The 12862-nt window shown below is 69.7% G+C and carries 5 protein-coding genes; 1 reads left to right on the top strand and 4 read right to left on the bottom strand.

Features of this window, described 5'->3' with window-relative positions:
• Window positions 1–7283, bottom strand: a 7283-nt coding sequence (locus tag ACFU6I_RS45110) for an amino acid adenylation domain-containing protein (protein ID WP_384379355.1), incomplete at its 3' end; no start/stop codon positions are given.
• A 747-nt stretch (window positions 7284–8030) separates the two neighbouring features.
• Here ACFU6I_RS45110 and ACFU6I_RS45105 point away from each other — a divergent pair.
• Window positions 8031–9215 carry a M23 family metallopeptidase gene (locus ACFU6I_RS45105; protein ID WP_384379353.1) on the top strand — a complete coding sequence of 395 codons (1185 nt, stop codon included), beginning with the start codon at window positions 8031–8033 and terminating at the stop codon, window positions 9213–9215.
• A gap of 193 nt (window positions 9216–9408) precedes the next feature.
• Here the strand turns inward: ACFU6I_RS45105 and ACFU6I_RS45100 are convergent, their stop codons facing one another.
• From ACFU6I_RS45100 to ACFU6I_RS45090, 3 genes are all read right to left on the bottom strand, one after another.
• Complete coding sequence (locus tag ACFU6I_RS45100) at window positions 9409–10146, bottom strand: ABC transporter permease (RefSeq protein WP_384379350.1); 738 nt, start codon at window positions 10144–10146, stop codon at window positions 9409–9411.
• Window positions 10127–11104 carry an ABC transporter ATP-binding protein gene (locus ACFU6I_RS45095; RefSeq protein WP_384379358.1) on the bottom strand — a complete coding sequence of 326 codons (978 nt, stop codon included), beginning with the start codon at window positions 11102–11104 and terminating at the stop codon, window positions 10127–10129. Before ACFU6I_RS45095 ends, ACFU6I_RS45100 begins: the two co-directional genes overlap by 20 nt.
• A 106-nt stretch (window positions 11105–11210) precedes the next feature.
• A complete protein-coding gene (locus ACFU6I_RS45090; RefSeq protein WP_384379347.1) occupies window positions 11211–12326 on the bottom strand; it encodes a S8 family peptidase in 1116 nt (371 codons plus the stop codon).
• Between the last annotated feature and the right edge of the window lie 536 nt (window positions 12327–12862).

Raw genomic sequence — 12862 nt, 5'->3', positions numbered from 1 at the left:
GCAGCACCACGCACCAACGGATGCCCCACCAGCGCAACCTCGACCTCACCCAACTCAATACGAAAACCACGAACCTTCACCTGATCATCGACCCGCCCGAGCACCTGGATGTCGCCGTCGCTGAGACGGCGCACCAGGTCACCGGTCCGGTAGAGCCGGCCTCCTGAGCCGAACGGATCGGCGACGAACGCCTCGGCGGTCAGCTCCGGACGCCCCAGATAGCCGCGCGCCAGACCCACGCCACCGATGCACAGCTCACCGGCGACACCCACCGGTACCGGCTGCAGGGAGTTGTCCAGCACGAACACCCGGGTGTTGTCGAGCGGCCGGCCGATCGGCAGCTCGACAGGCACCTGGTCCTGCGGCTCCATCCGGAAGCAGGTGGCGAAGGTCGTCGTCTCCGTGGGCCCGTAGACGTCCACCACCACCAGCTCGGGACAGGCTGCGCGCACCCGCCGCACCGCGTCCGCCCCGACCGGTTCGCCGCCGGTCCACACCTCGCGCAGACCGGCCAGGCAGCCGGGGTCGTCCTGAGCGAACAGATGGAACAGCACCGTCGTCATGAACACCGCGGTGATCTGGTGGGCCGCGACCAGCTCACGCAGCGACTCCGAGGTCAGGGCCACCCCCTGCGGCACGGCCACCGCCCGGCCGCCGGAGAGCAGCGGGGCCCACAGCTCGTAGGTCGACGCGTCGAACGCCTGCGGCGAGTGCATGAGCACGCACTCGTGCCCCCGTGCGAACCGGCTGTCCAGCGCCAGCGCCGTCACATCGGCATGGGTCACGGCCACGCCCTTCGGCCGGCCCGTGGAACCGGACGTGTACATCACGTACGCCAGGTCGTCGCAGGACACGTCCGATTCCAGGGGCGTGTCGGGCCACCGGTCCAGCTCCGGCCAGACGTCCTCGACGGTCAGAACCAGCGCATCGGACTCGGGCAGCACCCCGGCCGTCGACCGGTCGGCCAGCACCACCCGCAGCCCCGCATCCTCGGCCATGTACGCCAGACGCTCCCGCGGATACGCCGGATCCAGCGGCACATACGCCCCGCCCGCCTTCAGCACCGCCAGCAGACCGACCACCATCTCCACCGAACGCGGCACACACAGACCGACCAGACTCTCCCGCCCGACACCACGATCCCGCAGCAGACGCGCAAGCCGGTTCGACCACCGGTCCAGGTCGGCGTAGCGCAGCTCCGTGTCACCGAACGTGACGGCGACCCGGTCGGGACACCGGCGCGCCTGCTCCTCGAACAGCGTCTGCAGCGAAGCCGGCCGGAGAGCGCGCTCGTTGCGGGGTCCGGTCCCCTGCTCGACGATCAGTCCGAGCTCCTCCTCATCGACCATCGGAAGGCGCCGCACCCGCTGCCCCGGGTCGGCCAGTGCGGCCCGCAGGAGCACCTCGAAGTGGTCGGCCATACGCGCGACCGTCCGTTCCCGGAACAGGTCGGTGCTGTACTCGAATCCGACGTGCATGCCCTCGGGATCGGCCTGGATCATCAGGGTGAGGTCGAAGCGGGCGACGCCGACGCTCATACCCTCGGCCATCAGGTCGTACATCCACGGTTTCGGCTGCACCAGGGCCGAGTCGTGGTCCAGGAACGGCAGGCTCTCGTCGGCGAACATCACCTGGAAGACCGGGTTGTACGCGAGGCTGCGCGCCGGCCGGAGTGCCTCGACGAGCCGCTCGAACGGCACCTCCTGATGGGCCTGGGCGTCGAAGAGCTGCCTGCGGACCTGGAGCAGGACGTTCTCGAAGCTCGGGTCGTCGCGCAGGTCCACCCGGACGGCGGCCGTGTTGACCAGGAACCCGATCATGGACTCCAGCTCGACGCGGTTCCGGTCCGCGATCGGCACGCCGATGACGACGTCGTCCTGACCGCTGTACCGGGCCAGCAGGAGCGCGTAGGCGCTGAGCATGGTGATGTAGTTCGTCACCTGATGCTCCCGGCTCACCTCGACGACCTGCCGGGTCAGCTCGGGTGACAGCTGCCGGCGCAGGAAGTCGCCCGTGAAGCTCTGCGCGTCAGGACGCGGGAAGTCGGTCGGCAGGGTGAGCAGTTCCGGCGCGCCGGAGAGCTGCTCCTTCCAGTAGTCGAGCTGGAAGGCGAGCCTGTCCTCCTCCTCCAGCCGGCTCTGCTGCCACACGGCGTAATCGGCGTACTGCACCTGAGGAGCGGGCAGCGGGGAGGGCTCCCCCTCGGCGAGGGCCCGGCAGATCTGGAGGAACTCCTGGCCGAAGAGACCGATCGAATAGCCGTCGAACACGGTGTGATGGGCGCTGAACGCGAGGACCTGCTCCGCCTCCGGCAGCCTGACGAGCCGGGCCCGCAGCAAGGGGCCCTCGACGAGGTCGAAGGTCTGGTCCCACCACCGGCGGATCTCGTCCCGCGCCCGCTGCTCGGCCTGCTCGCCGGGAAGACCTGAGAGATCGGTCTCCTCCAGCTCGATCTGCCGCTTGTCCGCGACGATCTGCCAGACCTGGCCGTCCTGCTCCGTGAGGGTGGTGCGCAGGGTCTCGTGACGGCGGATCATCTCGTCCAGGGCGTCCCGGAGCACCGGTGTCCCGAGGGAAGCCGGAAGGGGGACGAGCCAGTTGACGGTGTAGGAGGTGGTTCCGGGGCTCAGCCGGTCGATGAACCAGAGCCGCTGCTGGTCGGAACCGGCCGGCAGCGGGCCGCCTCGGGGAACGGGGACGAGGGGGCGCGGCGGCGAGGGCTGCCGTTCCTCCTGCCGGCGCCGCAACTCGCGCGCGACCTCGGCGATCGTCGGCAGGTCGAAGAAGAGGCGGACCGGCACCTCCAGCGAGAACACCTGCCTGATCCGGGCCACCAGTTGCACGGCGAGCAGCGAGTGCCCGCCCAGCTCGAAGAAGTCGTCGAGGACGCCGATCGGCGAACGGGACAGGGTCTGCTCCCAGATCGGGACGAGCAGGGCCTCGGTGGTGTTCCGGGCGGGCACAGAGCTCGGCCCGGCGGCGGGAGCCGGCGGGAGCAGCAGCGCACGTCGGTCGAGCTTGCCGCTGGGGGTGACGGGCAGGGCGTCGAGGGCGACGAGGCCGGACGGCACCATGTAGCCGGGGAGCCGCTCGGTCAGGTGGGCGTGGAGCCGGGGCATCACCAGGTGCTCGATCTCCGCCTTGAGCGGCTGGTTGGCGTAGTCCGACCAGACGGTCGTTCCCGACCCGGGCTCGGACGGGACGACGAACTCCTCCTCGTCCGGGGCCTGTTCCACTCCGGCGCGGGTCAACAGCACGGAGTAGGCGCCGTCCGCGCCGTGCCGGCTCCAGTCGACGGCGGCCCGGTAGCCGGCCTGCTCGGCGAGTTCCCTGACGTCCTCCGGGTCGATGCCTCGCAGCGGCCGTTCCTGTCCGCGCCACGCCTCGGCGGTCTCGGGTCCGGTTCCGCTCTTCAGCCAGCGGAGCGTCCGTGCCGCTTCCTCGACGCGGGCGTTCGGGACGTCGCGCAGCCGGAGCCGGTCGGGCCGGTCGCCGGCCAGCGTCTCGCGCAGCTTCGCGGGGGTGAGACGTTCCGCCGTCCAGTCGAGTTCGGGGACGGCGGTCGGCGCCGTCCGGTCGGCCCGGTCGCGGGCGGAGCCCACATGGAGCACTGCCTGGTAGCGGAACATCGACATCTCGTTGAGGCTGCGGCCACCCTTGGACCGGATCTCGACGCGGGAGACGCGACCGGTGGCGGCGGCCCAGTCGCGGAAGAACGCCGGGTCGAGGGTCAGTTCCTCCTCCAGCTGCACACGGCGCTGGACGCGCTGCCAGAGCTGCTGACGGGTCAGGGACTCGGGCGCGTGGTGCAGCTCGACGTCGGCGTGGAATGCCTCGAGCAGCGGCAGGCTCCGGACGTCTCCGACGATGATCCGGCCACCGTCGACGACCCTGGACAGCGCTTGGTCAAGGACGCGGAGCAGGTAGTGGACGTCGGGGAAGTACTGGACGACCGAGTTGACGACGACCGTGTCGACCGGTTCGAGCTCCAGGTCGTCGAGGGCGTCGGCCTCCCGCCTGTGCAGGACGACGGTCTCCCGGAGTTCCGGCCGGGAGCCGAGACGCCCGCGGACGGCGTCCAGGGCGGACGAGGAGAAGTCGGTTCCGTAGTAGCGGCGGCATCCTGCGGCGAGCGGGAAGAGCAGCAGGCCGGTCCCGCAGCCGATCTCCAGGATCGTGCCGGGACCGTAGCCGTGGATCAGCGCGACCGTGTCGTCCTGCCAGGCCCGCATCTCCTCCCGGGGGATGGGGCCGCCCGTGTAGCTGCTGTTCCAGCCCGAGAAGTCGTTTCCGTCCTCCGACTCCTTCGCCGCGTCCGGGTCGAACGCGTCGTACACCTCGCGCCAGCGGTCGATGCGCCGGCCCACCAGCGAGTCCTCGTCGTCCTGGACGGCGGAACGGGCGCGCTGCGGATGGAGGACGACGTACGACACCAGGGAACGGTCGCCGGACGCGTCCTCCCGGACGACGGTCGCCGCGTCCTGGACGACGGGGTGCTCGCCCAGCGTGCTGTCGATCTCACCGAGCTCGATGCGGTAGCCCCGGATCTTGACCTGGGAGTCGGTGCGCCCGAGGAACTCCAGGTTCCCGTCCTCCCGCCACCGTGCCATGTCACCGGTCTGGTAGATGCGTTCTCCGGGCGTGGCACCGAAGGGCGACGGAATGTATTTGCCGGCCGTCAGCTGCGGCTCGTCCGCATAACCGGAGCTGAGACAGATGCCGCCGATGTAGAGGTCGCCCGGCACGTCCACCGGACAGGGGCGCAGGCTCTCGTCCAGGACGTAATAGCGTGCGTTCTGAATGGGCTTTCCGTACGGAATGCTCGACCAGGCGGGGTCCACCACGTCGACGGGGAAGAAGTTCGACCAGACGGTCGCCTCGGTCGCCCCGCCGAGGCCGACGACCTCGACCTCCGGGAAGGCCGCCTTCATCAGGTCCGGCGAGTGGACCGGTATCCAGTCCCCGCTCATGAAGATCAGGCGCAGGGACCGGGAGACGATCTCGTTCGCACCCTCGCCGTCGGTGGGCAGGAAGGGCGCGAGCTGCATGAGGGCGGCGGGCGCCGAGTCCCAGAAGGTGATGGGCTCGTCGGCGAGGTGGCCCAGCAGGTTCGCCGGCTCCTGGATGTCCTCGCCCGTGGCCACTCGGATCGACCCGCCGGCGGCGAGCACGCCGAAGACGTCGTAGACGGACAGGTCGAAGGTGAGTGAGGTGATGAAGAGGATGCGGTCGTCCGGGCCCACGGAGAAGGTGGTGTTGACCCATTCGATCAGGTTCACCGCCGGGAAGTGCGCGACCGCGACACCCTTGGGCGTTCCGGTGGAGCCGGAGGTGAAGATGACGTAGGCGATGTCCGACGCAGTGCCCTGCGGCGGAAGGTTCTCGCGGGGCAGGTCCGTGAGTCCGGCCGACGGGTGAACGGTGTACAGGCAGTTGACGGGCACGGGCGGTTCGTCGTCCGCCGGGTCCAGGCACACGATGTGCGCGAGGTCCGGCAACGGGTCGGCGGACATGACGCGCGGCACCAGGGCGCGCTGGGTCAGGACGCAGGTGACCTTCAGCGAGTCGATGATCCAGTGCCACCGCTTGACGGGAGCGTTGACGTCGAGGGGGACGTACGTGGCGCCGGCCTTGAGGATCCCCAGCAGGGCGGGAATCATCTCCGCGGAGCGTTCCATCAGGATCACGACCTGGTCGCCGCGTCCGATCCCGAGGCCTCTCAGCCGGTGCGCCACCTGGTTGGCCCGCTCGTTGACCTCGCGATAGGTCCAGCGCTCGTCCCGGAAGAGCAGGGCCAGTGCCTCGGGGGCCTCTTCGGTCCGCCTCTCGAACAGCTGGTGAATGCAGACGTCCTGTGCGTACGGCGTGTCCGTGTCGTTCCACTCATGGACCAGCCGGGAGTGCTCGGCCGGGGTGAGGAGGGCCAGCTCCCCGAGGCAGGCGTGCGGCTTGCGCACCAGCTCGGCGAGGATCTGCCGGAGGTGTCCCGCCGTGCGTTCGACGGTCGGGGGCGCGAAGCGCCCGGTGTCGTAGTGGACGGTGAGCGTGAGGCGCTCCCCGAGGTTCGCCACGACGCTCAGCGGGTAGGCCGCGTGGCTCTCCTCCCGGACCACCCGGAAGGAGCCGGTCCCGGTTCCTGCCTCCTGGTCCTCGACCATCAGGACGCTGTCGAAGAGCGATTCGCCCGAGCCGACCCCGCTCCACTGCTGGACCAGCCGCAGGGGGCTGTACTCGTGCTCCAGGATCTCCGCGTACTTACGCTGCAGGCCCTGCATCCATTCCGCCCAGCCTGCCGGGGCCGGAACCTCGACCCGCAGGGGAAGCGTGTTGATGAGCGGCCCGACCATGTCCTCGACACCCGGCAGGTCGGCGGACCGGCCGGGGGTGGTGACGCCCATGACCACCTCGTCGGCGCCCCGGTAACGGCTCAGGAGGAAGGCCCAGGCACCCCGCACGATCGTGGGGAGCGTCAGGTCCCACCGCGCTCCGGCGGCGCGCAGGGCGGTCGTCTCCCGTTCGTCCAGGACCAGCGCCACCTGTTCGTACACGGCGGGCGGCCCCTCCGCGGCGGCGTCCTCGCCTGCGGGGGTCCTGAGTTGGAAGGGAAGCGGGCTGACGGGCGACACCGACCGCAGCTCGTCACGCCAGAATGACTCGGACCGGCCGGCGTCCTGGCGCCCCCACCACTCCACGTACTCCTGGAACGGCACCACCGGCGGTTCGTCCAGGGGCTGCCGGGAGGTCAGCGCCTCGTACACCTGCTCCACTTCGCGGAGAATCCTCGTCTGGCTCCGCGAGTCCATCAGGAGGTAGTGGAGGCTCCACAGAACCCGGTACCGCGCGTCCGCCAGGTGGGCGACATGGAGCCGCCACAGCGGGGCCTCGTCGAGTGAGAAGCCCTGCTCACGGTCCTGCCGCAGCCGCGCCGTCAGCCGGTCGGACCGCTGCTCCTCGTCCAGGGAACGCCAGTCCTCGTGGACCAGGGGAACGTCCACGCTCTCACGGACCGTCTGCACCGGTTCGCCACCCGGACGATCACGGAAGCCGGTTCTCAGCGCCGCGTGCCGCTCCGTGACCCGCGCCCAGCTCAGGCGGAACGCGTCGACGTCGAGATCCTGAGCGACCTCGAACTCGACCTGCGTGTGGTACAGGCCGGTCCCTTCCCCGTGGCGGGCCTGGAAGAGGATGCCCTGCTGGGTGGGTGACAACGGGTAGGAAATCTCGGCCCGCCGGTCTCCGGAGAGGGCAGAGAAGTGTTCGGCTGGGTCGCGAAAAGTACTCAAGGCCGCAATCCTCTGAAGTCATGAGCGATGATGCGCACTTTCGCTCCGGCCGATCGGGAATACGGTCACCGTGGACCGCCCCGAAGCCATGCGGGCGCGCTGGATCGGTCGATCTTTACGGACCCGAAAGGGAACCGTGAATATCTCTTCAGTGACGTGCAGAAGAACCAGGGAATTCCGGTGCCGGTCGGTGGGTGAAAGGCGCCCAGGCCGCGGCGCCGACCACGGGGCCGGCCGTGCGAGTACCCGGGCTCCTCGGTCCCCCAGGAGCTTCTTCGGCGACAAAACGCAGGTCACACGTGCCGGACGAGGTCAGGACGCCGGGACGACCCGCAGGGCGTGTGTCCACGGTTCCGAATCTGGCCCGTCTTCCCATTTTCAAGTCCCCCGGACGCGAACAGTGCGTGTACGACTCACAACGAATGGGACTTCGCATGTACGGCCCCTCGGTGGGGCTGCGCTCATCCGAACCTTCGACATCGATCGGTATGCTCATGCAGCCCACAGCGCCTGTCAACCGACCGGATACGCGCCGCCACCTCGTGATCCAAACCGCATTCTTGGACCGGTCGGCGATTCACGGAGCTGCTTGTCGCAGGTCAGTGGGGATGCCGGCGCCGAAATACTCCCGGGGCCGTCACCTTTTGGTCCGGCCGACGGTCGGGGACGGCGGACGCAGGACTAGGAAATCGACCATTCTTTGGAAGAGTACGAAGCGGAGACGCGCCCGGCGGCTAGGTTCGACACATGTCACGGACCGGCACTGCTCTTCTCCTCCTGAACGCCGCCTTGATCCTCTTGGCTCTGACGGCCGTCCACCGGTACCTGTTCCGGCGCCTCGTCAAAGACGTCTCCCACGAGGGCTCCCCGTGGCGGCGTGTCGGCACGGGGCTGGTGTGGCTGTTCTCGGCGACCACAGCGGTCCTGCTGTTCGCCGGGCCCGCCGAGCCGCCGTTCGAGATCTCACGGGTCCTCACCCCCGCGGGTGAGGTCTGGCTGCCGCTGCTGATGTACCTCACCCTCGCGCTGCTTCTGGGCGAAGTCGTCCGCCTTCTGCTCCGCCATGGCTTTGCCCGGCGGGCCGCCGCACCGTCGCCGGAAGGACCCGACGCCCCTGGCGGGAAGGACCCCTCCCGGCGGCTCTTCTTCACGCGCACCGTCGCGATCGGCGCAGCCGCCTTCGCCACGGCAGGCGTCGCCGCCGGGGCGGGCGGAGACTCGAACGCACAACGTCCGGGGGCGCGGGGTGTCGAGCTCTCGCTGCCCTTCACCGGGCTGTGGCGTGCCAGGAACAGCCCGGCCCGGCGGATTCCGAGTCATGGGACCGAGCTGTTCGGCAGCAGTCACGCCATTGACTTCATCGGCGTGGACGAACGCCACCGCACGGCCGACCACCGCAGTTGGCGGACCTTCTTCGCCACCGAACCGCCCGAGCTCTTCCACAGTTTCGGCCGGCCTGTCCTGGCTCCCGCCGCCGGCACCGTGATCGCGGCCCACGACGGCGAGCCCGACCACGAGGCACGCCGGTCGCAGCTCGCCCTGGTGCCGTACATGCTGGGCCAGGCCGCACGGGTACGCCGCGGGGCGAACGCCATCGCGGGGAACCATCTGATCATTTCGCTGTCGGAGCACGGCCCCTACGTCGCCCTGGTGCACCTCAAGTCCGGCTCCGTCCAGGTGTCCCCCGGACAGCGGGTGGTGGCCGGCCAGCACCTCGCGAGCTGCGGCAACTCCGGCAACTCGACCCAGCCCCATGTGCACATGCAGGTCATGGACAGCTCCGACCTCTCGGTCGCCCGAGGCGTGCCGATGCTGTTCCGGCGCTTCCGTGAATGGCCGGGCGGCCCAGGTGGGGACTCCCGGGTCAGGGAGTTGGCTGTGCCGGACGAGGAGGCGGTCGTGGAAGCGCTTCCCGCCCCGGCCCGGGACTGACCGGTCCCGCTCGTCCGTCGGCCGGCCCCGGTTGCCGGGCGCGGTGCGCGGCGTGCCGGGAGGGAACGCATGTGCGCGGATGTCCGTCCGAGGGGAGTGTCGCCCTGCAGCCCGGGGCCGAGGACGGATCCGCGGGGCGACGCTCCTGGCTCAAGTGGGCCCGGCCGGGAGCGCCGCTGTCCGCGGTCGCGGCTCAGGGCCGCCGGGCGGTCATCCGGTAGGTGATGAGGAACCCGATGAGGGACCACACCGCCAGGACGGCGAAGGGGAGCGCTGCGACGCCCTCCGGTGGCCTGTTGAGTGTGTCCCGGACCGCCTCGGCCATGTACTGGAACGGGAGCACCGTGTGCACGGTCTCGAACCAGTCGGGCAGCCGGGACGCCGGGAAGGTGATCGGCGAGAACATCAGCGCCACGAACACGACCAGCTGGGACATCATGCGGGCGGCCGCGGGCGCCAGTCCGTATCCGATCCCGTAGCCCAGACCGATGGCGGTGAACGCGGTCAGGAGGACGGCGGGAAGGACCAGCGGGCTGATGTGGAGGGTGAGGTCGAACCGCAGACCGGCGACCACAAGGGCGGCCACCATGCCGGGCAGCGCGGTGAGCAGGGCAACCGTGGCGTCCGACGCGATGAGGGCACTTCGGGGAACGGGAAGCGACCGGTTGAAGTCGAAGATGCCCTCCTGCTTCGAGGAGGCGACTTCCTGCGGACCGATCACCATGCCGACGGTGATGAGTCCCAGCACCGGGGCGCCCGTCGCGAGGTAGAGGGCCGTGGCGTCGTCCATCTCGGGCACGAGATAGGCGAATCCGACGATGATGCCGACCGCCAGGAAGGTCTGGATGACGAGATTGAGAGGGAGCGTCGCGCGGCTGCGCAACGCGGTCCATCCCAGCAGCAGTCCGTAACTACGCAGCCAGTGACTCACCGTGCTCTCCCTTCTCCGCGTCAGGTGCGGTCTCGCCGCCGGCGAGTTGCAGATACACGTCCTCAAGGCCGACCGGCACCAGAGCGAACTCGTCGACGAGCCCTGCTGCGCGGAGTTGCTGGCCCCAGGCGAGCGCCGCCGACGCCGCCTGGGAGTCGAGGGGAATCGCCAGCCGCCGGACGGCGCGCAGCGGTGGGCCGGCGGCTGGGATGTGGCCGGGGAGAGGCGGGATGCCGTCGGCGCTCGCCGCCGTCAGTTCCAGTCTGAACTCACCGACCGTCCGGGAGCGGAGCTGTGCGGCCGTGCCCTCCGCCAGCACCTTGCCGGAACCCATCACGACGATCCGGTCCACGCTCCGCTCCGCCTCTGCCACGTTGTGGGTGACGAGGAGAACGGCGCAGCCCCGGTCGGCCAGTTCGCGGATCTGCCCCCACAGCAGCCTCCGGCGGACCGGGTCCACGTCGTTGGTGGGTTCGTCGAGCATCACGACACGTCCGGGCGACGACGCGGCCATGCCGTACGCCGTCAGCCTCCGGACGCCTCCGGAGAGCCGTTCCCCTGTCGTGTCGGCCCATGCTCCGAGGTCCAGCGCATCGATCACCTCGTCGGTGCGCGCGCGGCTGTCGTGCTTGTTCATCCCGCGGATGCGGGCCATGGTCCTGATGGCCTGCCGAGGCGTCACTCCGGCCAGCGGCGCGTGGGCCTGAGGCATCACCGCTACCATCCGACGGACTCTGGCGGGCTCCGCGACCGGGTCGCACCCGTCGACCCGGATGGTGCCGGACGTCGGTACCGCGAGCCCGGCCACCTGGTTGATCAGGGTGGTCTTGCCGGCTCCGTTGTGCCCGAGGAGGCCGACGACCTCCCCTGCCTCGACCTGCAGGCTGACGCCGTCGTTGGCGCGTGTACCGCCCCGGTAGCACTTCACGAGGTCTTCGATGATCAACAAATCTTCCACCATTTGAATCGAGACGAGATGCGGGTTTTCCCGGATCGCCGACGGTGTCCTCCTCGCTCGGCACGCGCCGGAACGGCCGCCGAGGAGGCTTCCCGTGACACCGGCGTCAATACGCCAGCTGCAGGAGCTTGTTGGGCGTGGAGCCGGTCGGCACTCCGGTGAGCGCCCCCACCACTGCCGCACGGTCCAGGGCCCTGCCCACCGCGGCCGGGGTGGCCTTGGGGTGTCCGCCCAGATACAGCGCGGCCGCGCCGGAGGCATGCGCCGCGGAGACCGAGGTACCGGAATCGGTGAACGTCCCCCCGCCGGGCCAGGTGGAGGTGATGTCGACGCCCGGGGCATAAAGGTCCAGCCCCTCACCGTAGTTGCTGAACGAGGCGACCCGGTCGGCGCAGTCCGAGGAACCCACGGTGATGGCCTCGGCCACCCGCGCCGGGGAGGAGTTGGCCACGTCGTCGGAGCTGGCGCCCGCCGACATCGCGTACGTGACACCGGCGGCTATCGAGTTGCGCACCGCTTCGTCGAGCACCTCGCTGGCGGGGGCGCCGATGACGAAATTGGCCACCGAAGGCCCCTTGGCGTGCGCGGTGACCCAGTCGATGCCGGCCACCACCCCGGCGAGGGTGCCGCCGCCCTGGGCGTCGAGCACCTTCACCGAGATCAGCGTGGCCTTCTTGGCCACTCCGTGTTCGGTGCCGCCGATGATTCCGGCCATGTAGGTGCCGTTGCCGTGCCCGTCACTGCCGTCCCCGCCGAAGGCGTCGAAACCGGGCCGGGCGCGCGGGCGGAGATCGGGATGGCTGTAGTCGATGCCGGTGTCGATCACATAGACATCCACGCCGTTCGCCGCACGCGGTGGGTAGGCGTAGGAACCGTCGAGCGGAAGCGAGCGCTGGTCGATCCTGTCGAGCCCGCAGGACGACGGGGCCGACTGCGTCGATCTCGGCCGGGCAGGCCGCCCCACCAGGGTGTTCTGCTCCACCCGTTTCACCGCCGGATCGGCCGCCAGTCGCCCGGCCTGCGCCGCGCTCCCCTCGACCAGCACCCCGTGCAGCGCGCTGTCGTATCTCTCCCGCACCCGCAGGCCGTATTCCGCGACGACGTCCTGGCGCGCCCCCTCCTCGAACAGCACCAGATAACTGCCGTTCACGGCATTTTCACTTCCGGCATTCACGACGGTGCCCGCGTCCTTGGCGTATCCCGGGGCGACCACCGTTCCCATGCACAGAAAAACACCCGCAGCCACAACGCTGACGCACTTTGCGCGGCGACCGGGCGACCAGGCTGATGTCACTTCTTCTCCTCGCACTGAACGTCTCATTCCGTTTGCACGAAAGCGCCCACGCTGCCCCGGTGAAGGCAGGCGGAACAAGCCCCCGCGACCCGACGCCGGTGAACGGCTGCCCCCACGGTCCCAGTGATGTCGGCCATTCGGCCGCTCATCGCCCAAGCGCTATAAGAATTCCCAGTTTTTCGGGAGCGGCGTGCCGACCGGACAACCCTGGGGCGCGTGTCGGAAGTTCCGTCCGGCACGCACGCTCGCCGCGTTGTCGGGTTCGCCCGAGTACGTCAAGTACGAGGGCGACCCTCCGCCTTGTGATCGCACGCACCGGACGCCGCCGGGCCCACCCTTCGGGCGGACGACGGGACTTCCGACACACGACCTAGTGTCTCGTGATCCTGTCCATGTCAGTTCGAGTTGTTATTGACGAGTTTCTTCACGTTGGTCGCGACGAGCCTGACCTTCGCGAGGACCTC

This window comes from Streptomyces sp. NPDC057486, assembly GCF_042802415.1.
GTDB classification, from domain to species: Bacteria; Actinomycetota; Actinomycetes; order Streptomycetales; family Streptomycetaceae; genus Streptomyces; species Streptomyces yanii.
The sequence above is the reverse complement of the archived record's forward strand: the minus strand, read 5'-3'. Positions and strand labels throughout refer to the sequence as shown.